Origin of the sequence: Rhizobium sp. 62_C5_N11_2, from assembly GCF_051811185.1 — a bacterium.
Taxonomy (GTDB): domain Bacteria; phylum Pseudomonadota; class Alphaproteobacteria; order Rhizobiales; family Rhizobiaceae; genus Rhizobium; species Rhizobium leguminosarum.
This window is the reverse complement of sequence record NZ_JBPWPW010000001.1, coordinates 1,496,727-1,519,830: the sequence shown is the minus strand read 5'-3', so window position 1 is coordinate 1,519,830 and position 23,104 is coordinate 1,496,727. Positions and strand designations below refer to the sequence as shown.

The following is a 23,104-nucleotide window of genomic DNA, read 5'->3' as shown; positions in this document are numbered from 1 at the left end:
GCTCCTTACCAGCTCGACTTGACGATACCCGGCACCTTGCCGAGATTGCCGAGTTCACGCAGCGCAATACGCGACATGCGCAGTTTGCGGTAATATGCGCGCGGACGCCCCGAAACTTCGCAACGGTTGCGAATACGGGTCTTCGATCCATCACGCGGCAGGGATGCCAGCTTGATCGAGGCCTTGAACCGCTCTTCGATCGGAAGAGCCTGGTTCATGATGATCGCCTTCAAACCAGCCCGCTTAGCGGCCTGGTTGGCGACCGCAGTACGGCGGCGCTTGTTCTTTTCAACTGCGCTTGTCTTCGCCATGTCAGGTTCCTTTTCTACGCTCGTCGTTACGGTTATTGACGGAACGGGAAGCTGAACTCTTTCAGAAGAGCCCGTGCTTCGTCGTCGGTCGTCGCCGTCGTGCAAACGATGATGTCCATGCCCCACATCTGATCAACCTTGTCGTAGTTGATCTCAGGGAACACAATGTGCTCCTTGATGCCCATGGCGAAGTTGCCACGGCCGTCAAAGCTCTTCGGGTTCAGGCCGCGGAAGTCGCGAACGCGCGGGAGCGCGATGTTCACGAGGCGGTCCATGAACTCGTACATGCGGGCGCCGCGCAGGGTGACCTTCGCGCCGATCGGCATCTGTTCGCGGACCTTGAAGCCTGCGATAGAGTTACGTGCGCGGGTGATGACCGGCTTCTGGCCGGCGATCGCAGCGAGGTCGGCGGCAGCTACCGTCGGCTTCTTCGAGTCAGCGGTCGCTTCGCCGACACCCATGTTGATCACGATCTTGTCGAGCTTCGGGATCATCATCTCGTTGGCGTAGGAGAACTGCTCCTGCATCGCCTTGCGGATGCGCTCGACATATTCCTTCTTGAGCCGCGGCTCATATTTTGCCTCAGCCATCGATCACTTCTCCAGAACGCTTGGCCACACGGACCTTCTTGCCGTCAACAACCTTGAAACCGACGCGGGTCGGCTTGCCGTCCTTGTCGATGATTGCAACGTTGGACAGGTGAACCGGGGCTTCCTTGTTGATGATGCCGGCTTCCTGGGTCTGCGTCTGGCGCTGGTGGCGCTTGACGACGTTGACGCCACGAACAACGGCACGATCTTCCTTCGGCATGACCTGGACAACTTCGCCGGTACGGCCCTTGTCCTTGCCAGCGAGCATGACGACCTTGTCGCCCTTACGAATCTTCTGCATCGCTTCGCTCCTTACAGTACTTCGGGAGCCAGCGAGATGATCTTCATGTGGTTCTTGGCGCGAAGTTCGCGCGGAACCGGTCCGAAGATACGGGTGCCGATCGGCTCTTTCTTGTTGTCGATGAGGACTGCTGCGTTGGTGTCGAAGCGGATGACGGAGCCATCCGGACGACGGATATCCTTAGCGGTGCGAACGACAACCGCCTTCATCACGTCACCCTTCTTCACACGGCCGCGCGGGATCGCTTCCTTGATCGAAACGACGATGACGTCGCCGATCGAGGCATACTTGCGCTTCGAGCCGCCCAGCACCTTGATGCACATGACACGACGTGCGCCGGAATTATCCGCGACGTCGAGGTTTGTTTGCATCTGAATCATATCAGGTCGCCTTCTTGGTTTACCGGAATGGTTGGGCTAGCCCCCTACTCCGGCTTATGAAAATTTTCGCCGGCCGAGCTGCCATGACGGCAGCACAGACGCGGCAATAGCTGAATAGCGCGGGATCGATCGTGCCAGGGTGGTTTCCCGAACGGGACCTTCCGTGCGCTCAAAGCAAAAGAACGCCCGGCATTCGAGCGTTCTGACGCTGCTTCATACAGATATTTCGGCGAGACGCAAGGCCTCGCGCAAAATTCTGTTACTTGCCCTGGGCGGAAATCACCGTCCAGCGCTTGTCCTTGGAAATCGGCGCGCATTCCTCGATGGATACGGTATCGCCGATCTTGTACTGGTTGTTCTCGTCGTGGGCCTTGTACTTCTTGGAACGACGAACGGTCTTCTGGAGCAGCGGGTGAGCGAAACGACGCTCGACACGAACCACTACCGTCTTCTCGTTCTTGTCGCCAACGACGACGCCCTGCAGGATGCGCTTCGGCATATTTTTCTTCCTTTAGGCCTTAACTTCTGCCGCCTTCTGGCGGGCAATGGTTTTCACGCGGGCGATATCCTTACGGACTTCGTTGATGCGCGAGGACTTTTCGAGCTGGCCGGTTGCCTTCTGAAAGCGCAGGTTGAACTGCTCTTTCTTCAGCTTGGCAAGCTCGTCCTTGAGTTGGTCAGCGCTGAACGCGCGAACGTCTGAGGCTTTCATGAGCTCAATCCCTTACTCTGCAATGCGCTGAACGAAGCGCGTCTTGACCGAGAGCTTGGCAGAGCCGAGGCGAAGCGCCTCACGGGCGATTTCTTCGCTGACACCGTCGATCTCGAACATCATACGGCCGGGCTTGACCTTGCATGCCCAGTATTCAACGGAGCCCTTACCCTTACCCATACGGACTTCGGTCGGCTTTGCGGTTACCGGAACGTCCGGGAACACGCGGATCCATACACGGCCGGCGCGCTTCATATAACGCGTGATCGCGCGGCGGGCCGCTTCGATCTCGCGCGCGTTGACGCGGTTGGGTTCCTGTGCCTTCAGGCCGAATTCGCCGAATGCCAGGTCAGAACCGCCCTTGGCGACGCCCTTGATGCGGCCCTTGAACTGCTTGCGGTACTTGGTACGCTTTGGCTGCAACATTTTCTTATTCTCCGAACTTCTCTGCCACGCGCGCTATCAAGCGTTGTCGCGGCGACGGTCTCTGTCGCGGTCACGATCACGGCTTGCCGGACCCTGGGCGTCACCTTCCATCGCACGGCGCTCGGAAGCCATCGGATCATGCTCAAGGATTTCGCCCTTGAAGATCCAGACCTTGATGCCGCAGATGCCGAATGCGGTTTCTGCTTCAGCCGTGCCGTAGTCGATGTCGGCGCGCAGCGTGTGCAACGGCACACGACCTTCGCGGTACCATTCCGTACGGGCGATTTCAGCACCGCCGAGACGGCCGGCGCAGGTGATCTTGATGCCTTCGGCGCCAAGACGCATCGCCGACTGAACGGCGCGCTTCATGGCGCGGCGGAAAGCCACGCGACGCTCGAGCTGCTGGGCGATCGACTGAGCGACCAGCGTCGCATCGACTTCGGGCTTGCGCACTTCGACGATGTTGAGGTGCGTTTCCGAATTCGTCATCTCCGACAGCTTCTTGCGGAGCTTGTCGATGTCTGCGCCCTTGCGGCCGATGATCAGGCCCGGACGTGCCGAGTGGATCGTGACCCGGCACTTCTTGTGCGGACGCTCGATGACCACCTTGGAGATCCCGGCCTGCTTCAGTTCGCTCATGACGAACTTGCGCATCTTCAGGTCTTCGTGCAGCAGTTGGCCGTACTCGGCATTGTCCGCAAACCAGCGGCTATCCCAGGTACGGTTGATGCCGAGGCGGAAACCGATTGGATTGATTTTCTGACCCATTATGCGGCCTCCTCTGCTGCCTGCACTTCACGAACGACGATCGTCAGGTGCGCGAAGGGCTTTTCAATGCGCGACGCACGACCGCGGCCACGAGCGTGGAAACGCTTCATGACGATCGACTTGCCCACATAGGCCTCGGCGACAACCAGCGAGTCGACGTCGAGATCGTGGTTGTTCTCGGCGTTGGCGATCGCAGATTCGAGCGTCTTCTTGACGGCGCCTGCGATGCGCTTGCGGGAGAACTCCAGCTCAGCGAGTGCGCGCTCGACCTTCTTGCCGCGGATAGCCGCAGCAACCAGGTTGAGCTTCTGGGGGCTGACGCGGAGCGTGCGGGCGACTGCTTGCGCCTCGTTGTCCTTCAGCCGGCGTTCGGCTTTTGCCTTGCCCATTGTTACTTCCTCTTCGCCTTCTTGTCCGCGCCGTGACCGTAGTAGGTGCGGGTCGGAGAGAATTCACCGAATTTGTGGCCGACCATGTCTTCATTGACGCTGACCGGGATATGCTTGCTGCCGTTGTAGACGCCGAAGGTGAGACCGACGAACTGCGGCAGGATCGTGGAGCGACGGCTCCAGATCTTGATCACTTCACTGCGACCGCCTTCACGAACCTTCTCAGCCTTCTTGAGAAGATAGCCGTCAACGAACGGACCTTTCCATACTGAACGAGCCATTGGAGACTTCCTCTCTTACTTCTTACGCTGATGACGCGAGCGCATGATCATCTTGTCGGTCGACTTGTTCGACCGGGTGCGCTTGCCCTTGGTCGGCTTGCCCCACGGTGTCACCGGATGGCGACCACCAGAGGTGCGGCCTTCACCACCGCCGTGCGGATGGTCGACCGGGTTCATGACAACACCGCGGTTATGCGGACGCTTGCCGCGCCAAACGGTACGACCGGCCTTGCCGTCGTTGATGTTGGCGTGGTCAGGGTTGGAGACGGCGCCGATCGAAGCAAGGCAGGAGCCATGAACGAGACGCTGTTCACCGGAGTTCAGGCGAAGGATCGCCATGCCCTGGTCGCGGCCGACGAGCTGTGCGTAGCCACCGGCGGAGCGAGCGATCTGACCACCCTTGCCCGGCTTCATTTCCACGTTGTGGATGATGGAGCCGACCGGGATGAACTGCAGCGGCATGGTGTTGCCGGGCTTGACGTCGACAGCCTTCTCGGAAGCGATAACCTTGTCACCGGCAGCCAGGCGCTGAGGAGCGAGGATATAAGCCTTTTCGCCGTCAGCATAGTTCACCAGCGCGATGAAAGCCGTGCGGTTCGGATCGTATTCGATACGCTCGACCGTGCCTTCGATGTCGAACTTGCGACGCTTGAAGTCGATCAGACGATAGGTGCGCTTGTGACCGCCGCCGATGAAGCGGGCAGTGATGCGACCGAGGTTGTTACGACCGCCGCTCTTGGTCAGACCTTCCGTCAACGCCTTGACCGGCTTGCCCTTGTAGAGGGCCGAGCGGTCGACGATGACCAGCTGGCGCTGGCTCGGGGTGATCGGATTGAATGTTTTCAATGCCATTTTCTTATACCTCAGAGACCGGTGGAGACGTCGATCGTCTGGCCTTCAGCCAGCGTCACAACAGCCTTCTTCACGTCCTTCTGCTTGCCGACGAAACCGCGGAACCGCTTGGTCTTGCCCTTGCGCAGCAGAGTGTTGACAGCCGTGACCTTGACGCCGAACAGCGCCTCGACCGCAGCCTTGATTTCCGGCTTCGTCGCCTGCTTGGCGACATTGAAAACAACCTGGTTGTTTTCGGATACCAGCGTGGATTTTTCGGTGATCGCCGGAGAGACGATCACATCGTAGTGGCGAAGATCGGTCACTTGAATCGCTCCTCTAGCGCTTCAACCGCAGCCTTGGAAAGCACGAGCTTGCCGCGGCGCACGATGTCGTAAACGTTGATGCCCTGGATCGGCAGAACATCGATGTTCGGGATGTTCTGAGCTGCGAGCTTGAAGTTGCCGTCAAGCTCTGCGCCGCCGATGAAGAGGGCGTTGGTCAGGCCGAGCGTCTCGAAAACGGACGCGAGAGCCTTGGTCTTGGCTTCGGTGGCAACCAGGTTGTCGATGACGATGACGTCATCGGCCTTGATCTTGGCCGAAAGGGCGTGGCGAAGGCCGAGTGCACGAACCTTCTTCGGAAGATCGTGCTCGTGGCTGCGGACGACCGGGCCGTGGGCCTTGCCGCCGCCGCGGAACTGCGGAGCGCGAGCCGAATGGTGGCGGGCGCGGCCCGTACCCTTCTGCTTGTACATCTTGGCGCCGGTGCGCGAAACTTCAGCGCGGCCCTTAGCCTTATGCGTGCCCTGCTGCTTCTTGGCAAGCTGCCAGCGAATGACGCGGGCGAGAATGTCTTCACGGGGCTCGAGGCCGAAAATCGCGTCCGAAAGGGAAACCTTCCCGGCGTCTTTTCCCTCGAGGGTCTTGACGTTGAATTCCATTGATCTGGCTCCCTTACTTCGCGGCCGACTTGACGGCGTCGCGCACGATGATCCAAGCACCCTTGGAACCAGGAACAGCACCCTTGATCAGGATCAGACCACGATCTTCGTCGGTCGAAACCACTTCCAGGTTCTGCGTCGTGACGCGCGTCTGGCCCATGTGACCAGCCATCTTCTTGTTCTTGAAAACCTTGCCCGGATCCTGACGCGAGCCGGTCGAACCGTGCGAGCGGTGAGACACCGACACACCGTGCGTGGCACGCAGACCGCCGAAACCGTGACGCTTCATGGCGCCGGCAAAACCCTTACCGATCGTCGTGCCCGTCACGTCGACGAGCTGACCGGCTGCAAAGTGACCCGCCTTGATCTCAGTGCCGATCTCGAGCAGCTGATCTTCCGACACGCGGAATTCAGTGAGCTTGGCCTTCGGCTCGACGTTGGCAATGGCAAAGTTGCCACGCATCGCCTTCGACGTGTTCTTCACCTTCGCCTGGCCGGCACCGAGCTGAACTGCGGTATAGCCATTCTTTTCGACAGTGCGCGTGGCTACGACCTGGCAGCCTTCCATACGCAGTACCGTTACCGGGACATGCTCGCCGGCGTCGTTATAGACGCGGGTCATTCCCACCTTCTGTGCAATCACACCTGAACGCATCGGTTCAATCCTTCTCACTCAGCCCGAAGACCCGAGGTCTCAGAGCTTGATCTCAACATCGACACCGGCGGCGAGATCGAGCTTCATCAGCGCGTCTACCGTCTGCGGGGTCGGGTCAACGATATCGAGAAGGCGCTTATGCGTGCGCATCTCGAACTGTTCGCGGCTCTTCTTGTCGATGTGCGGGGACCGGTTGACCGTAAACTTCTCGATGCGGGTCGGAAGCGGAACGGGGCCCCGGACGCTTGCACCGGTGCGCTTAGCCGTCGATACGATCTCGCGCGTGGAGGCATCGAGAATCCGGTGATCGAACGCCTTCAGGCGGATGCGGATATTCTGGCCGTTCATTCGACTTTATCCTTGTGTCTGTTATCCGCGTGTCACCACTTAGGGACACGACTTACCTTCAGTTACGTTAGCGGGCCACCGGTTTCAAAGATCGAGAGGGACACCGAGATCGGCGTCCCTATCCTTTCCTTGGGCCTGGTGGCCCAGCCGCCAATTACTCGACGATCGACGCGACGATACCGGCGCCGACGGTGCGGCCGCCTTCGCGGATGGCGAAGCGCAGCTTTTCTTCCATCGCGATCGGAACGATCAGCTCGACGGCAACCGTGACGTTGTCGCCCGGCATCACCATCTCCGTGCCTTCCGGCAGCGTCACAATGCCCGTCACGTCGGTCGTGCGGAAGTAGAACTGCGGACGGTAGTTGGTGAAGAACGGCGTATGACGGCCACCCTCTTCCTTCGTCAGGATGTAGGCTTCTGCCATGAACTTCTTGTGCGGCTTGACAGAGCCGGGCTTCGCCAGGATCTGGCCACGCTCGACGCCGTCACGGTTCACACCGCGGATCAGCGCACCGATGTTGTCGCCAGCCTGGCCCTGATCGAGCAGCTTGCGGAACATTTCAACGCCGGTCACCGTCGTCTTCGAGGTCGGACGGATGCCGACGATCTCGACTTCTTCGCCAACCTTGACAATGCCACGCTCGACGCGGCCGGTCACAACCGTGCCGCGGCCCGAGATCGAGAACACGTCTTCGATCGGCATCAGGAACGGCTGGTCGATCGGACGCTCAGGCGTCGGGATGTAGGCGTCAACAGCAGCCATCAGTTCGCGGATCGCGTCTTCGCCGATCTTCTTGTCCGAATCTTCAAGAGCAGCAAGTGCCGAACCCTTGACGACCGGGATATCGTCGCCCGGGAAGTCGTAGGACGACAGCAGTTCGCGAACTTCGAGCTCGACCAGCTCGAGAAGCTCGGCGTCGTCAACCTGGTCGACCTTGTTCAGGAACACCACGATTGCCGGAACGCCGACCTGGCGGGCCAGCAGGATGTGTTCGCGCGTCTGCGGCATCGGGCCGTCAGCGGCCGAGCACACCAGGATCGCGCCGTCCATCTGGGCAGCACCGGTGATCATGTTCTTGACGTAGTCGGCGTGGCCGGGGCAGTCGACGTGCGCGTAGTGGCGGGCCGGCGTCTCATACTCGACGTGCGCCGTCGAGATGGTGATGCCACGGGCCTTTTCTTCCGGAGCCGCGTCGATCTGATCGTACGCCTTGTACTCACCGAAGTACTTCGTGATCGCTGCCGTCAGAGACGTCTTGCCGTGGTCAACGTGGCCAATCGTGCCAATGTTGACGTGCGGCTTGTTGCGCTCAAACTTACTCTTTCCCATTTTCGGGTCTCCATTTTGCTAGTCCCCGAAGGGATCTAATTCTTGTTATCGGTCAATTGGTATTCCGGTCACTTCTGACCGGAATACTTTGCCTGGATTTCAGTTGCGACGTTCGACGGGACCGGCGAATAGTGATCGAAGGTCATCGTGTACTGGGCGCGGCCCTGGGACATGGAGCGCAGGTTGTCGACGTACTTGAACATGTTCGCGAGCGGGACGTTCGCGTTGATGACGACGGCGATACCGCGGCTTTCCTGGCCCTGGATCTGACCGCGACGGGAGTTCAGGTCGCCGATAACGTCGCCGACGTAATCTTCCGGGGTGACGACTTCGACCTTCATCATCGGCTCGAGCAGCTGAGCGCCGGCCTTCTTGGCTGCTTCACGGAAGCAGGCACGCGATGCAATTTCGAAGGCGAGAACCGAGGAGTCAACGTCGTGGAAGGCACCATCGATGAGGGTCGCCTTGACGCCGAGCATCGGGAAGCCTGCCAGCGGACCCGAAGACAGAACGCTTTCGATGCCCTTCTGGACGCCGGGGATGTATTCCTTCGGAACGGAACCGCCGACGATCTTCGATTCGAACTTGAATTCGTCGCCGTCCGGGTTCGGTTCGAAGACGATCTTGACGCGCGCGAACTGGCCGGTACCACCGGACTGCTTCTTGTGCGTGTAGTCTTCTTCATGCGTCCGGGTGATGGTTTCGCGGTAGGCAACCTGCGGCGCGCCGACAGTTGCTTCGACCTTGAATTCACGACGCATGCGGTCGACGATGATGTCGAGATGCAGTTCGCCCATGCCGGCGATGATGGTCTGGCCGGATTCCTGGTCGGTCTTGACGCGGAAGGACGGATCTTCAGCAGCCAGGCGGTTGAGCGCGAGGCCCATCTTTTCCTGGTCGCCCTTGGTCTTCGGCTCGATGGCGATCTGGATGACCGGCTCCGGGAATTCCATGCGCTCGAGGATAACCGGCTTCAGCGGATCGCAGAGCGTGTCGCCGGTCGTGGTTTCCTTGAGGCCGGCGAGAGCGACGATGTCACCTGCGAAGGCTTCTTCGATGTCTTCACGCGAGTTGGAGTGCATCTGCAGCATACGGCCGACGCGCTCGCGCTTGTCCTTGACCGTGTTGATGACCGACGCGCCCTTTTCAAGCTTGCCGGAGTAGATGCGAGCGAAGGTCAACGAACCGACGAAGGGGTCGTTCATGATCTTGAAGGCGAGCATGGAGAGCGGCTCGCTGTCATCGGCATGACGCTCGATTTCAGCTTCCGTCTTGAAGTCGATGCCCTTGATCGCCGGGATGTCCATTGGCGACGGCAGGTAGTCGACAACGGCGTCGAGCAGCGGCTGCACGCCCTTGTTCTTGAAGGCGGTGCCGCAGAACATCGGGTGGAACTTGACGTCGATCGTGCCGCGGCGAACCAGTGCACGGATCTGCTCGTTGTCGGGCAGAATGCCTTCGAGGTAAGCTTCGGTGGCGGCTTCGTCGATGTCGACAACCGTCTCGATCAGCTTTTCGCGATATTCTTCAGCCTTAGCCTTCATGTCCTCGGGGATCTCGACGACATCCCACTGGGCGCCGAGCGACTCGTCGCGCCAGATGAGTGCGTTCATCTCGACCAGGTCGATGACGCCCTTGAATTCGGTTTCTGCACCGATCGGCAGCTGCATGACGACAGCCGTTGCACCGAGACGGGTCTTGATCATCTCGACGGAGCGGTAGAAGTCGGCGCCGGTCTTGTCCATCTTGTTGCAGAAGATCATCCGCGGGACATTATACTTTTCGGCCTGGCGCCAGACGGTTTCCGTCTGCGGCTCAACACCGGCGTTGGCGTCGAGCAGCGCGATGGCGCCGTCGAGAACGCGCAGCGAACGCTCGACTTCAATGGTGAAGTCGACGTGGCCGGGAGTGTCGATGATGTTGAAGCGGCGCATTTTGCCGTCACGGCCCTTCCAGAAGGTCGTGGTGGCAGCAGAGGTGATCGTGATACCACGCTCCTGCTCCTGCTCCATCCAGTCCATGGTGGCTGCGCCGTCGTGGACTTCGCCGATCTTGTGCGACTTGCCGGTGTAATAAAGAATACGCTCGGTGGTCGTGGTCTTGCCGGCGTCGATATGCGCCATGATACCGAAATTACGGTAGTCTTCGATCTTATATTCGCGAGCCATTGTGGACTGCCTTTCGATACCGTTCGGAATTACCAGCGATAGTGCGAGAACGCGCGGTTGGCGTCAGCCATCTTGTGCGTGTCTTCGCGCTTCTTGACGGCGGAGCCGCGGTTGTTGGACGCATCGAGCAGTTCGCCGGAAAGGCGGTCAACCATAGTCGTTTCATTGCGCTTGCGGGCAGCAGCGATCAGCCAACGAATAGCAAGAGCCTGGCGGCGCTCCGGACGAACATCGACGGGGACCTGATAGGTCGCACCACCGACACGACGCGAGCGAACTTCAACGTGCGGGGCAATGTTCTCAAGCGCAGAATGGAAAACCGTGAGCGGCTCCTGCTTGGACTTGCCATGAACAACGTCGAACGCACCGTAGACGATGTTTTCAGCAACGGACTTCTTGCCGTCGAGCATGATGGCATTCATGAACTTGGTGACGACGAGATCACCGAACTTCGGGTCCGGATTGATCTCGCGCTTTTCTGCTTTATGACGTCTGGACATAGTTTTGTCTCTTCAACCGTTAAGGCGCTTCATGACGCGGAGGACCTCGCGCAGCGCCGGATTATTCAAAAGCCGAATTACTTCGGACGCTTCGCGCCGTACTTGGAGCGGCGCTGCTTGCGGTTCTTGACACCCTGGGTATCGAGAACGCCGCGGATGATGTGATAACGGACACCCGGAAGGTCCTTAACGCGGCCGCCACGGATCATGACGACGGAGTGTTCCTGAAGGTTGTGACCTTCGCCGGGGATGTAACCAATGACTTCGAAGCCGTTGGTCAGGCGGATCTTTGCGACCTTACGCAGAGCCGAGTTCGGCTTCTTCGGCGTCGTCGTGTAGACGCGCGTGCAAACGCCGCGCTTCTGCGGGTTCTCCTGGAGTGCGGGAACCTTGTTACGCTTTACGTTCGCCTGGCGAGGCTTGCGGATCAGCTGGTTTACGGTAGGCATTCAACCATCCCTTACGTTTTATCTCAGTACCCTTGCGGGCTTGAACTCGCGCCGTCTCCGGCAGTGACGCACTCTCCGTCAATGCGCAAAATATGGCCCGATCCGCTTCCGCAGATGGACCACAAGGAGCAGAGGACGCATAAAACATGCGTCGTGCGTGCAGCATCATGACTTCAACGTGCGTTTAGAACCTTGTTTGAGGTGAACTTCAGGGCGCGTCGCCCCGAACAGCCAAGCCTCACATGGGATCTGATGGCCGGGGTACTACTGGTTTCCACCCGTCTCGTCAAGGCCGGTTAAGAAATAAACTCGCCGTATCGCCTTGATATGGCGGCCCAACGCCCTGTTTCATCCTTCTAGACGAATTCACGGCTATGCACCAAGATAAAAACTTGGGCATTGCAGCAAAAACAGTTAAGGAATCAGCAATTGCGGCGTTCGGCCCTCACAGCAGGATTCGAGCGACCGAATCGTCAAAGAGCCGAAGGACAGGCGATGATCACGACACCTGATAACGACAATAATTTCGACGGCCCGATGATCTTCATCATTATCGGCAAGGGCTACGAGTCCGACGCCGGCGAAGGCATCGACCTGCACATCATGCTGAAGGCGCCTGACGACGACACCGCCGTACGCGAGGCCTTGAACGCCCTTGCCGAGGAAGGCTTCATCGAGGCCGATCTCGACCAGATCGGCATGCTGACCGAGGTCCCGGCCGAAGAGCCGCACGCCTCTGCCTATCAGGGCGCCGTCGAAGGCGAAGTCGCGATCATCCGGTTCAACTGAAAGGAGCCGCCGCTGACGCTGTCAAGGCAGCCTAAGCGAAGCAGCGCCTCCCTCCCCGCCAGACCAGTCAGAGCAAATAAAACAAAAACCGCCCGGATCGCTCCGGGCGGTTTTTCAATTCGTCGACTTCAGCCGCGGATTATTCCGCAGCCGGAGCCTTTTCGGCCATGTCCTGCAGCATCGGCGTGGCAACGGCAGCACCCGTGCCCTTGCGGCGCTCTTCGAGGATCATCTCGTCGCGCGACGTGGCGATGCGGCGGATCTGGGTCATGGTACCGCCGGTACCGGCCGGGATGAGGCGGCCGACGATGACGTTTTCCTTCAGACCCTGCAGACCGTCGGTCTTGCCGGCGATTGCAGCTTCCGTCAGCACCTTGGTCGTTTCCTGGAAGGATGCGGCCGAGATGAAGGACGGGGTCTGCAGCGACGCCTTGGTGATGCCGAGAAGAACCGGATCGCCGTAGGCTGGCTTCTTGCCCTGCTCGATCAGATGATCGTTGACGTCTTCGAGCTCGATCCGGTCGACATTGTCGCCGACGATATAGGTCGAGTCGCCTGCATCGGTGATTTCCACCTTCTGCAGCATCTGACGGACAATCACCTCGATGTGCTTGTCGTTGATGACGACGCCCTGCAGGCGGTAGACTTCCTGGATCTCGTTGACGAGGTAGGAGGCCAGAGCCTCCACGCCCTTGATCGCCAGGATGTCGTGCGGAGCCGGGTTACCGTCGAGGATGTAGTCACCCTTTTCGATATAGTCGCCTTCCTGAAGGTGGAAGGGCTTACCCTTCGGGATCAGGTATTCGACAGGCTCGACACCGTCTTCCGCCGGCTCGATGATGACGCGACGCTTGTTCTTGTAGTCGCGGCCGAGACGGATCGTACCATCGATCTCTGCGATGATGGCGTGGTCCTTCGGACGACGGGCTTCGAACAGCTCGGCAACACGCGGCAGACCGCCGGTGATGTCCTTGGTCTTGGCGCTTTCGAGCGGCGAACGGGCGAGAACGTCACCCTGGGAGACCTTCGTGCCCGGCTCGACCGACAAGATCGCATCGACCGAGAGCAGGAAGCGGGCATCACCACCACGGGACAGCTTGGCGATATTGCCGCTGGCATCCTTGATGACGATCGCCGGCTTGAGGTCCGAGCCGCGCGGGGTCGAACGCCAGTCGATGACCTGACGCTTGGTGATGCCGGTCGATTCGTCGGTCGCTTCCAGAACGGAGAGACCGTCGACCAGATCTTCAAACTGAACGGTACCGGCCACTTCCGTCATCATTGGACGGGTGTAGGGGTCCCACTCTGCCAGACGCTGGCCGCGCTTGACCTTGTCGCCTTCGTCGACATGCAGCTTCGAACCGTAGGCCACACGCTGCGACGACCGCTCGACACCACGTTCGTCCAGGATCTGGACGGTCATGTTGCGGCCCATGGCAACGAGATTGCCATCGGAGTTGCGCAGGATGTTGCGGTTCTTGATCTGCACCGTACCTTCGTACGAGGCTTCAAGGAACGACTGGTCGACCACGGTTGCCGTACCGCCAAGGTGGAAGGTACGCATGGTGAGCTGGGTGCCCGGCTCGCCGATCGACTGAGCAGCGATGACGCCGACGGCTTCGCCCATATTGACCGGCGTACCGCGCGCGAGGTCGCGGCCGTAGCAGACAGAGCAGACGCCCGTCTGGATTTCGCAGGTCAGTGCCGAGCGGATGCGGATCGACTGGATGCCGGCCTTTTCGATTTCGACGACGTCGGGCTCGAGGATCATCTTGCCGGCATCGACGATGCGCTCACCCGTGACCGGATGATCGATGTCGTCGAGCGCCGTGCGGCCGAGGATACGGGCGCCGATCGAGGCAACCACCTGGCCGGCATCGACGATGGCGGTCATGGTGAGGCCCGTCTGCGTTCCGCAGTCGACATGCGTGACGATGCAATCCTGCGCGACGTCGACGAGACGGCGGGTCAGGTAGCCGGAGTTGGCGGTCTTCAGGGCGGTGTCTGCCAGACCCTTACGGGCGCCGTGCGTCGAGTTGAAGTACTCGTTGACGGTCAGGCCTTCCTTGAAGTTCGAGATGATCGGGGTCTCGATGATTTCGCCCGACGGCTTGGCCATGAGGCCACGCATGCCGCCCAGCTGGCGCATCTGGTTCGGAGAACCGCGGGCACCGGAGTGGCTCATCATGTAGATCGAGTTCATCGGCTTCTGGCGACCGGTCTTCTCATCGAATTCGACCGCCTTGATGCGCGCCATCATCTCTTCGGCGACCTTTTCGGTCGCCTTGCCCCAGGCGTCGACAACCTTGTTGTACTTCTCGCCCTGGGTGATGAGGCCGTCATTGTACTGCTGCTCGTATTCCTTCACCAGATTTTCGGTGTCGGCAACGATCTTGGCCTTGGCATCCGGAATGACCATGTCGTCCTTGCCGAACGAAATGCCGGCGCGGCAGGCGTGGGCGAAACCGAGCTGCATGATGCGGTCGCAGAAAATGACCGTGTCCTTCTGGCCGCAATGGCGATAGACCGTGTCGATCATCTTCGAGATGTTCTTCTTGGTCATTTCCTGGTTGCAGATATCGAAGGGCACCTTGCCGTTCTTCGGCAACAGTTCACCGATGAGCAGACGGCCAGGCGTCGTCTCGTAGATCTTCGAGTAAGGCTTGCCATCCTCGTCGACCGACTTGAAGCGGCCGCGGATCTTGGTGTGCAGCGTCACGACCTTGCTTTCGAGAGCGTGATGCAGCTCGCCGAGATCGGAGAAGGCCATGCCTTCACCCGGCTCGTTCTGGTTGAGGATCGACAGATAGTAGAGACCGAGAACCATGTCCTGCGAGGGAACGATGATCGGCGCGCCGTTGGCCGGGTGCAGGATGTTGTTGGTCGACATCATCAGCACGCGGGCTTCGAGCTGGGCTTCGAGCGACAGCGGCACGTGAACGGCCATCTGGTCACCGTCGAAGTCGGCGTTGAAGGCCGTGCAGACGAGCGGATGCAGCTGGATCGCCTTGCCTTCGACCAGGGTAGGTTCGAAGGCCTGGATGCCCAGGCGGTGCAGCGTCGGTGCGCGGTTCAAGAGAACCGGATGCTCGCGGATGACCTCGTCGAGGATATCCCAGACTTCCGGCTTTTCCTTTTCGACCAGCTTCTTGGCCTGCTTGACGGTCGAGGAGTAACCCTTGGCGTCGAGGCGGGCATAGATGAACGGCTTGAAGAGCTCGAGCGCCATCTTCTTCGGCAGGCCGCACTGGTGCAGCTTCAGTTCCGGACCGGTGACGATGACCGAACGACCGGAATAGTCGACGCGCTTGCCGAGCAGGTTCTGACGGAAGCGGCCCTGCTTGCCCTTCAGCATGTCGGAGAGCGACTTCAGCGGACGCTTGTTGGCGCCGGTGATGACGCGGCCGCGGCGGCCGTTGTCGAACAGCGCGTCAACGGATTCCTGCAGCATGCGCTTTTCGTTGCGGATGATGATGCCAGGCGCACGAAGCTCGATCAGGCGCTTCAGACGGTTGTTGCGGTTGATGACGCGGCGGTAGAGATCGTTCAGATCCGACGTCGCGAAACGGCCGCCGTCGAGCGGAACCAGCGGACGCAGGTCCGGCGGGATGACCGGAACGACCTTCATGATCATCCATTCCGGACGATTGCCCGACTCCATGAAGTTCTCGACGATCTTCAGGCGCTTCATCAGCTTCTTCTGCTTGAGATCCGACGTGGTGTCGGCAAGCTCAGCGCGCAGGTCGCCAGCGATCTTCTCGAGGTTCATCGAGGCCAGCATCTCGTAGATCGCCTCGGCGCCGATCATCGCGGTGAACTGGTCTTCGCCGTATTCGTCGACGGCGAGCATGTACTCTTCTTCCGAGAGGAGCTGGTGCTCCTTCAGGGCGGTCAGGCCCGGCTCGGTGACGATGTAGTTTTCGAAGTAGAGGACGCGCTCGACATCCTTCAGCGTCATGTCGAGCAGCGTCGAAATGCGGCTCGGCAGCGACTTCAGGAACCAGATATGGGCAACGGGAGCGGCGAGCTCGATATGGCCCATGCGCTCACGGCGAACGCGCGACAGCGTGACTTCGACGCCGCACTTTTCGCAGATGATGCCCTTGTACTTCATGCGCTTGTACTTGCCGCACAGGCATTCGTAGTCCTTGATCGGCCCGAAGATGCGCGCGCAGAACAGACCGTCGCGTTCCGGCTTGAACGTACGGTAGTTGATGGTTTCCGGCTTCTTGATCTCACCGTAAGACCAGGAGAGGATCTTCTCCGGAGACGCGATCGAAATCCGAATAGAATCGAAATTCTGTGCAGGCACCTGCGGATTGAAAAGATTCATGACCTCTTGGTTCATGCCTGTCTCCTTCATGGGCTAAAGCGCCCTTAAAATGCGATGGTCGGCGGCAAATTCCCGGGAGCCGCCTCCCTCGCTTAAACGAGAATAACCGCGAGATGCGGCGAAACTTCCCTTCCGGGCCGACACGGATACGGCGCCCGGCGGGACCGGCGTGCGCTGCATTGGCAGCGCACGCCCTATCAAGTGCTTACTCGGCCGCGTCGGGCAGCTGAGCTGCCTGCGCCTCGTCAAGCTTTGTGTTCTCGAGCTCGACGCTGAGGCCTAGCGAGCGCATTTCCTTGACGAGAACGTTGAAGCTTTCCGGAATACCGGCTTCGAACGTGTCGTCTCCGCGAACAATGGCTTCGTAGACCTTGGTGCGGCCGGCGACGTCGTCCGACTTCACCGTTAGCATTTCCTGCAGCGTGTAGGCCGCGCCGTATGCTTCGAGCGCCCAGACCTCCATTTCGCCGAAGCGCTGACCGCCGAACTGCGCCTTGCCACCCAGCGGCTGCTGGGTCACGAGCGAGTAAGGACCGATCGAACGAGCATGGATCTTATCGTCGACCAGGTGGTTGAGCTTCAGCATGTAGATGTAGCCCACGGTCACCTGGCGGTCGAACTGCTCGCCGGTACGGCCGTCATAGAGCGTCGACTGACCGGTATCCTTGAGACCTGCCAGACGCAACATGTCGTTGACGTCGGCTTCGTTCGCACCGTCGAAAACAGGCGTCGCAATCGAAACGCCACGCTTCCACTGGTCGGCGAGACGCAGAACCGAGTCATCGTCGAACTCATGGACCTGTTCGGCCTTCGGGCCGGTACCGACGACATCGCCGATGGTCTTGCGCAGCGGCTCAATGTTGCCATTGGCCTTGTATGCATCGATCAGTTCGCCGATCTGGCGACCCATGCCGGCGCAAGCCCAACCCAGATGGGTTTCGAGGATCTGGCCGACGTTCATGCGCGAAGGCACGCCGAGCGGGTTCAGAACGACGTCGACATGCGTGCCGTCTTCGAGGAACGGCATGTCTTCCACTGGCACAATGCGCGAGACGACGCCCTTGTTCCCGTGGCGGCCGGCCATCTTGTCGCCCGGCTGGATCTTGCGCTTTACGGCGACGAAGACCTTGACCATCTTCATGACGCCAGGGGGCATTTCATCGCCGCGCTGGACCTTTTCGACCTTGTCCATGAAGCGCTGTTCAAGGCGCGACTTGGATTCGTCGTACTGACCACGGAGCGCTTCGAGCTCGCTCTGGACCTTCTCGTCTTCGACCGCGAACATCCACCACTGCGAGCGGGGATATTCGGAGACGACGGCGTTCGAAAGCTCGCTGCCCTTCTTGAAGCCCTTCGGGCCGGCAATGGAAGCCTGGCCGCGCAGCATCTCGATCAGACGGCCGTAGACGTTACGGTCGAGGATCGCCTGCTCGTCGTCACGGTCCTTTGCCAGACGCTCGATTTCTTCGCGCTCGATCGCCATCGCGCGCTCGTCTTTTTCAACGCCGTGGCGGTTGAAGACGCGAACTTCGACGATCGTGCCGTAAGTGCCGGGCGGCATGCGCATGGAGGTGTCGCGCACGTCGGAGGCCTTTTCGCCGAAGATGGCGCGCAGAAGCTTTTCTTCCGGCGTCATCGGGCTTTCGCCCTTCGGTGTGATCTTGCCGACGAGGATATCGCCCGGCTGAACTTCAGCGCCGATATAGACGATGCCGGCTTCGTCGAGGTTCTTCAGCGCTTCTTCCGAAACGTTCGGAATATCGCGGGTGATTTCCTCAGGACCAAGCTTGGTGTCGCGCGCCATCACTTCGAATTCCTCGATGTGAATGGAGGTGAACACGTCGTCGGCAACGATACGCTCGGAGAGCAGGATCGAGTCTTCGTAGTTGTAGCCGTTCCAAGGCATGAACGCGACGAGCGCGTTGCGGCCGAGCGCCAGGTCGCCGAGATCGGTCGACGGGCCGTCGGCGAGGATGTCGCCGCGGTTGACCTCGTCACCGACGGTGACCAGCGGGCGCTGGTTGACGCAGGTGTTCTGGTTCGAACGCTGGAACTTCTGCAGGCGGTAGATATCGACGCCGGATTTGCCGGCTTCGAGGTCTTCCGTGGCGCGGATAACGATACGCGTCGCGTCGACCTGGTCGACCACGCCGCCGCGGCGGGCGCCGATGGCGGCACCGGAGTCACGGGCGACGACCGGTTCCATGCCGGTACCGACGAACGGAGCTTCGGCACGCAGCAGCGGCACTGCCTGACGCTGCATGTTCGAGCCCATGAGCGCGCGGTTGGCGTCGTCGTTTTCCAGGAACGGGATGAGCGCGGCCGCGACCGAAACGACCTGCTTCGGCGAGACGTCCATCAGGTTCATGCTGTCGCGCGGGGCGAGCATAACTTCACCGGCATGACGGCAGACGACGAATTCATCGACGAAGGAACCGTCAGCGTTCATCTCGGCGTTGGCCTGTGCGACGTAGTACTTCGCCTCTTCCATGGCGGAGAGGTAGAGCACGTCGTTCGTCACCTTGCCGTCGACGATGCGGCGGTACGGGCTTTCGATGAAGCCGTACTTGTTGACGCGGGCAAAGGTCGCAAGCGAGTTGATGAGACCGATGTTCGGGCCTTCCGGCGTTTCAATCGGGCAGATGCGGCCATAGTGGGTCGGATGCACGTCGCGGACTTCGAAACCGGCACGCTCACGGGTCAGACCGCCCGGGCCAAGAGCCGAAAGACGGCGCTTGTGGGTGATTTCCGAGAGCGGGTTGACCTGGTCCATGAACTGCGAGAGCTGCGAGGAACCGAAGAATTCGCGAACGGCAGCGGCGGCCGGCTTGGCGTTGATCAGGTCCTGCGGCATGACCGTGTCGATCTCGATCGAGGACATGCGTTCCTTGATCGCGCGCTCCATGCGCAGCAGGCCGAGACGGTACTGGTTTTCCATCAGCTCGCCGACCGAACGGACGCGGCGGTTGCCGAGGTTGTCGATGTCGTCGATCTCGCCCTTGCCATCGCGCAGTTCGACCAACATCCGGACCACGGCCAGGATGTCGTCCTTGCGCAGGATGCGGACGGTGTCTTCGACGGTCAGGTCGAGGCGCATGTTCATCTTGACGCGGCCGACGGCGGAGAGGTCGTAACGCTCCGCATCGAAGAACAGCGAGTTGAACATGGCTTCGGCCGATTCCATGGTCGGCGGCTCACCCGGACGCATGACGCGATAGATGTCGAACAGAGCGTCCTGACGGTTCTCGTTCTTGTCAGCTGTCAGCGTGTTGCGGATATAGGCGCCGACATTGATGTGATCGATGCCGAGAACCGGGATCTCGTCGAAACCATTCGCCAGGATGACGCCAAGCGTCTTCTCGTCGATTTCGTCGCCGGCCTCGAGGTAGATCTCACCCGTGGAGTAGTTGACGATGTCGCCGGCAAGGTAATTGCCGTAAAGATCGTCGTCGGCGGCCTTGAGTGCCTTCAGGCCCTTGTCGGAAAGCTGGCGCAGCAGGCGCGGGGTCAGCTTCTTGCCGGCTTCCACGACGACTTCGCCGGTATCGGCGTCGACCATCTCGGTGATCGCCTTGGCACCCTTCAGCGTTTCCGGCTTGAAGGGAATGCGCCAGCCTTCGCCGTCGCGCTTGTAGAGCGACTTCGTGTAAAAGGTGTCGAGGATTTCCTCGCCGTCCATGCCGAGCGCCATCAGCAGCGACGTCACGGGGATCTTGCGGCGGCGGTCGATACGGGCGTAGACGATGTCCTTGGCGTCGAATTCGATATCGAGCCAGGAACCGCGATAGGGGATGACGCGCGCAGCAAAGAGCAGCTTGCCGGAAGAATGGCTCTTGCCCTTGTCATGGTCGAAGAAGACGCCCGGCGAACGGTGCATCTGGGAAACGATCACGCGCTCGGTGCCGTTGACGATAAACGTGCCGTTGTTGGTCATGAGCGGCATGTCGCCCATGTAGACGGACTGTTCCTTGATGTCCTTGATCGACTTCGCGCCGGTATCCTCGTCGATATCGAACACGATGAGGCGCAGCGTCACCTTCAGCGGCGCGGCATAGGTCAGGTCGCGCTGACGGCATTCGTCAACGTCGAACTTCGGCGGTTCGAACTCGTAGGACACGAATTCCAGCATCGATGCACCGGAGAAATCGGTGATCGGGAAAACCGACTTGAAAACGGCCTGAAGACCTTCGTCGGGTCGGCCGCCCTTCGGCTCTTCAACCATTAGAAACTGGTCGTAGGACGCCTTCTGAACCTCGATGAGGTTCGGCATTTCTGCGACTTCGGGGATCTTACCAAAAAACTTGCGTACGCGCCTGCGACCATTGAACGAAAGGGTCTGAGCCATCGTCGCTCCTTCAAAATCTTGCACCCGGGCCTGCAACGGACGGGAACCGATGGCCAGTCGATCCCGTCAATCAATGAGTAGTTCAATCTCGTCCGACTCCAGAAAACGCTCAGCTCGGATTGCTGTGCTGCCCTCGGTGCGAGACCATCCTTTTGAAGAACCCATTACCCAAAAGCCGTTTCGACGCGGCTTTTGGGTAATTCGTTCAGAAAAACGGCAAATGGGAGGCAGTAGAAATACTGCCTCCCAAAGCAGTTCAAGATTACTTGACGTCGGCCTTGGCGCCAGCGTCTTCAAGCTTCTTCTTGATGTCAGCGGCTTCAGCCTTGTTGACGCCTTCCTTGACAGCCTTCGGAGCGGCTTCGACGAGGTCCTTGGCTTCCTTGAGGCCGAGACCCGTGATGGCGCGGACTTCCTTGATGACGTTGATCTTGTTGGCACCAGCTTCGACGAGGATGACGTCGAATTCGGTCTTTTCTTCTTCAACGACAGCAGCAGCGCCAGCACCGCCGGCAGCGGCAGCAACAGCTACCGGAGCAGCAGCGGAAACGCCCCACTTTTCTTCAAGAAGCTTCGACAGTTCTGCAGCTTCCAGAACGGTCAGCGAGGAGAGGTCGTCAACGATCTTTGCGAGATCAGCCATTTTACTAGTTCCTTTTGTTCGGTTCGAACCGGTTGATTATAAACAGCGAAAAACCGCCTTACGCGGCTTCGTCCTTCTTGGCGTAGGCCGCAAACACGCGGGCAAGCTGGCTTGCCGGTGCTGCAACAACCCCAGCGATGCGGGTAGCCGGTGTCTGGATCATGCCCAGCAGCTTCGCACGCAACTCATCGAGCGAAGGCAGGGTCGCAAGCGACTTGACTGCATCGGCGTTGAGCGTGGTTGTTCCCATGGCGCCGCCCAGAACAATGATCTTGTCATTGGTCTTGGCGAAATCCATGACGACTTTCGGAGCGGTGATCGGATCGGTGCTGTATGCAATCAGCGTCTGACCCTTGAAGAGATTGGACATCCCTTCCGCTTCCGTACCCTGAAGGGCGATCTTGGCCAGGCGGTTCTTCGCGACTTTGACGGTGCCGCCAGCTGCGCGCATCTTCGAACGAAAATCGTTCATCTGCGCGACTGTAGCACCAGCATAGTGGGCCACGACAACTGAGCCCGAAGCCTTGAAGACTTCGTTCAGTTCCGTGACGAATTCGCGTTTTTCCGCTCTTTCCACTGCCTATCTCCAGTTGGCGGGACCAAAAACGGGCCCGCCGGTTGCCTTTTGCCTCCTGGGATCATGCGAGATCCCAAGCGACGCTTGAGGATCCTGTCCCCCCGCGCTCTCGCGCCAATCAAGGCTAAAGAGGCACAAGGCATCCAAGGCTCGAACCGAGTTCCTAGAAGCGAACTTCATGCAATTCGGGTCTTACCCGTCTCATGCAGGCTAAGTGATTAAGGGAAAACCACCTGCAATCTCGGACAGGATTCCGGATTTCTCCGGAATATTCCGGCCCCTTGCGAGGCCGGAAATTCAGTCGCCGGATTTAAAGCCCGGCAGTAACCTTATGCGGCCGGCGCACCGGTGACCGAGCCGGGCTCGATCTTGACGCCCGGACCCATGGTCGAGGAAATCGCCACGCGCTTGACGTAGTTGCCCTTGGCGCCTGCCGGCTTCGCCTTGATGACGGCGTCAGCAAAGGCGCGGATGTTTTCTTCCAGAGCCTTGGCGTCGAAAGAGGCCTTGCCGATGCCGGCATGGACGATGCCAGCCTTCTCGACGCGGAACTCGACAGCACCACCCTTGGAAGCCTTGACAGCTCCGGCGACGTCCATGGTGACGGTGCCGACCTTCGGGTTCGGCATCATGCCGCGGGGGCCGAGAACCTTACCGAGACGGCCGACGAGCGGCATCATATCGGGGGTGGCGATGCAACGATCGAATTCGATCTTGCCGCCCTGGACGATCTCGACAAGCTCTTCGGCGCCGACGATATCGGCACCGGCGGCCTTGGCTTCGTCAGCCTTGGCGCCACGTGCGAAGACGGCAACGCGAACCGTACGGCCCGTGCCGTTCGGCAGGTTGACGACGCCGCGAACCATCTGGTCCGCATGGCGCGGGTCAACGCCGAGGTTCATCGAGACTTCGATGGTTTCGTCGAACTTGGCGACAGCCCGTTCCTTGACCATGCCGATGGCCAGGGTCAGAGCGTAGAGCTTGGTGGGATCAACACCTTCGTTGATCTTCTGCGTGCGCTTACCAGCCATGATC

General features: G+C 59.9%; 25 protein-coding genes. 1 reads left to right on the top strand and 24 read right to left on the bottom strand.

Annotated features, from left to right (window positions below; all coding sequences use genetic code 11):
- Positions 1-5: 5 nt before the first annotated feature.
- From rpsN to rpsL, 19 genes are all read right to left on the bottom strand, one after another.
- A complete protein-coding gene (gene rpsN / locus AB8B31_RS07690; RefSeq protein ID WP_439007429.1) occupies positions 6-311 on the bottom strand; it encodes a 30S ribosomal protein S14 in 306 nt (101 codons plus the stop codon).
- Between the two features lie 32 nt (positions 312-343).
- Positions 344-901, bottom strand: coding sequence for a 50S ribosomal protein L5 (gene rplE / locus AB8B31_RS07685; protein ID WP_018067987.1), 558 nt, complete (start codon positions 899-901; stop codon positions 344-346).
- Positions 894-1,202, bottom strand: coding sequence for a 50S ribosomal protein L24 (gene rplX / locus AB8B31_RS07680; RefSeq protein ID WP_003547559.1), 309 nt, complete (start codon positions 1,200-1,202; stop codon positions 894-896). The genes rplE and rplX overlap by 8 nt, the downstream gene beginning before the upstream one ends.
- 11 nt (positions 1,203-1,213) lie before the next feature.
- On the bottom strand, positions 1,214-1,582 hold the full coding sequence (gene rplN / locus AB8B31_RS07675; protein WP_003573790.1) for a 50S ribosomal protein L14: 369 nt from the start codon (positions 1,580-1,582) through the stop codon (positions 1,214-1,216).
- Positions 1,583-1,841: 259 nt separating this feature from the next.
- A complete protein-coding gene (rpsQ, locus tag AB8B31_RS07670) occupies positions 1,842-2,081 on the bottom strand; it encodes a 30S ribosomal protein S17 (protein ID WP_003547557.1) in 240 nt (79 codons plus the stop codon).
- Between the two features lie 12 nt (positions 2,082-2,093).
- A complete protein-coding gene (rpmC, locus tag AB8B31_RS07665; protein WP_018241642.1) occupies positions 2,094-2,294 on the bottom strand; it encodes a 50S ribosomal protein L29 in 201 nt (66 codons plus the stop codon).
- A gap of 12 nt (positions 2,295-2,306) precedes the next feature.
- Positions 2,307-2,720: a 50S ribosomal protein L16 gene (rplP, locus tag AB8B31_RS07660; protein ID WP_003573792.1), complete on the bottom strand. Its 414-nt coding sequence runs from the start codon at positions 2,718-2,720 to the stop codon at positions 2,307-2,309.
- Positions 2,721-2,756: 36 nt separating this feature from the next.
- Positions 2,757-3,488 carry a 30S ribosomal protein S3 gene (gene rpsC, locus AB8B31_RS07655; RefSeq protein WP_003547554.1) on the bottom strand — a complete coding sequence of 244 codons (732 nt, stop codon included), beginning with the start codon at positions 3,486-3,488 and terminating at the stop codon, positions 2,757-2,759.
- Positions 3,488-3,877, bottom strand: a complete 390-nt coding sequence (gene rplV / locus AB8B31_RS07650) for a 50S ribosomal protein L22 (protein ID WP_003547553.1) — start codon at positions 3,875-3,877, stop codon at positions 3,488-3,490. The genes rpsC and rplV overlap by 1 nt, the downstream gene beginning before the upstream one ends.
- A 2-nt stretch (positions 3,878-3,879) precedes the next feature.
- On the bottom strand, positions 3,880-4,158 hold the full coding sequence (rpsS, locus tag AB8B31_RS07645) for a 30S ribosomal protein S19 (protein WP_003547552.1): 279 nt from the start codon (positions 4,156-4,158) through the stop codon (positions 3,880-3,882).
- Positions 4,159-4,173: 15 nt separating this feature from the next.
- Complete coding sequence (gene rplB, locus AB8B31_RS07640) at positions 4,174-5,010, bottom strand: 50S ribosomal protein L2 (RefSeq protein WP_018241641.1); 837 nt, start codon at positions 5,008-5,010, stop codon at positions 4,174-4,176.
- A gap of 11 nt (positions 5,011-5,021) precedes the next feature.
- Entirely contained in the window at positions 5,022-5,315 is a 294-nt protein-coding gene (locus AB8B31_RS07635) for a 50S ribosomal protein L23 (RefSeq protein WP_003547550.1), read from the bottom strand.
- On the bottom strand, positions 5,312-5,932 hold the full coding sequence (gene rplD / locus AB8B31_RS07630) for a 50S ribosomal protein L4 (RefSeq protein WP_003573800.1): 621 nt from the start codon (positions 5,930-5,932) through the stop codon (positions 5,312-5,314). The genes AB8B31_RS07635 and rplD overlap by 4 nt, the downstream gene beginning before the upstream one ends.
- Positions 5,933-5,945: 13 nt before the next feature.
- Complete coding sequence (rplC, locus tag AB8B31_RS07625) at positions 5,946-6,587, bottom strand: 50S ribosomal protein L3 (protein WP_018067989.1); 642 nt, start codon at positions 6,585-6,587, stop codon at positions 5,946-5,948.
- 39 nt (positions 6,588-6,626) lie between these two features.
- Positions 6,627-6,935, bottom strand: a complete 309-nt coding sequence (gene rpsJ / locus AB8B31_RS07620) for a 30S ribosomal protein S10 (protein WP_003547547.1) — start codon at positions 6,933-6,935, stop codon at positions 6,627-6,629.
- A gap of 154 nt (positions 6,936-7,089) precedes the next feature.
- On the bottom strand, positions 7,090-8,265 hold the full coding sequence (gene tuf, locus AB8B31_RS07615; RefSeq protein ID WP_018241634.1) for an elongation factor Tu: 1,176 nt from the start codon (positions 8,263-8,265) through the stop codon (positions 7,090-7,092).
- Between the two features lie 68 nt (positions 8,266-8,333).
- Entirely contained in the window at positions 8,334-10,433 is a 2,100-nt protein-coding gene (gene fusA / locus AB8B31_RS07610; protein ID WP_018241640.1) for an elongation factor G, read from the bottom strand.
- 29 nt (positions 10,434-10,462) lie between these two features.
- Positions 10,463-10,933 (bottom strand): 30S ribosomal protein S7, encoded by a 471-nt coding sequence (gene rpsG / locus AB8B31_RS07605; RefSeq protein WP_003547538.1) that lies wholly within the window; start codon positions 10,931-10,933, stop codon positions 10,463-10,465.
- A gap of 77 nt (positions 10,934-11,010) precedes the next feature.
- The gene (rpsL, locus tag AB8B31_RS07600) at positions 11,011-11,382 is read right to left on the bottom strand and encodes a 30S ribosomal protein S12 (protein WP_003547537.1); all 372 of its coding nucleotides are present in this window, start codon (positions 11,380-11,382) and stop codon (positions 11,011-11,013) included.
- A gap of 495 nt (positions 11,383-11,877) precedes the next feature.
- On the opposite strand from rpsL, the gene AB8B31_RS07595 reads away from it, so the two are divergent.
- Positions 11,878-12,171, top strand: coding sequence for a hypothetical protein (locus AB8B31_RS07595; protein ID WP_018241639.1), 294 nt, complete (start codon positions 11,878-11,880; stop codon positions 12,169-12,171).
- A 139-nt stretch (positions 12,172-12,310) separates the two neighbouring features.
- On the opposite strand, the gene rpoC is transcribed toward AB8B31_RS07595, so the two are convergent.
- The 5 genes from rpoC to rplA all read right to left on the bottom strand — a co-directional run bounded on the left by rpoC (position 12,311) and on the right by rplA (position 23,100).
- Positions 12,311-16,519: a DNA-directed RNA polymerase subunit beta' gene (rpoC, locus tag AB8B31_RS07590; protein ID WP_018241638.1), complete on the bottom strand. Its 4,209-nt coding sequence runs from the start codon at positions 16,517-16,519 to the stop codon at positions 12,311-12,313.
- A 190-nt stretch (positions 16,520-16,709) separates the two neighbouring features.
- Positions 16,710-20,849: a DNA-directed RNA polymerase subunit beta gene (gene rpoB / locus AB8B31_RS07585; RefSeq protein ID WP_018241637.1), complete on the bottom strand. Its 4,140-nt coding sequence runs from the start codon at positions 20,847-20,849 to the stop codon at positions 16,710-16,712.
- A 262-nt stretch (positions 20,850-21,111) separates the two neighbouring features.
- A complete protein-coding gene (gene rplL, locus AB8B31_RS07580) occupies positions 21,112-21,492 on the bottom strand; it encodes a 50S ribosomal protein L7/L12 (RefSeq protein ID WP_018241636.1) in 381 nt (126 codons plus the stop codon).
- Positions 21,493-21,550: 58 nt separating this feature from the next.
- Positions 21,551-22,069 carry a 50S ribosomal protein L10 gene (gene rplJ, locus AB8B31_RS07575; RefSeq protein WP_003547522.1) on the bottom strand — a complete coding sequence of 173 codons (519 nt, stop codon included), beginning with the start codon at positions 22,067-22,069 and terminating at the stop codon, positions 21,551-21,553.
- 329 nt (positions 22,070-22,398) lie between these two features.
- A complete protein-coding gene (gene rplA, locus AB8B31_RS07570; RefSeq protein WP_012757015.1) occupies positions 22,399-23,100 on the bottom strand; it encodes a 50S ribosomal protein L1 in 702 nt (233 codons plus the stop codon).
- Between the last annotated feature and the right edge of the window lie 4 nt (positions 23,101-23,104).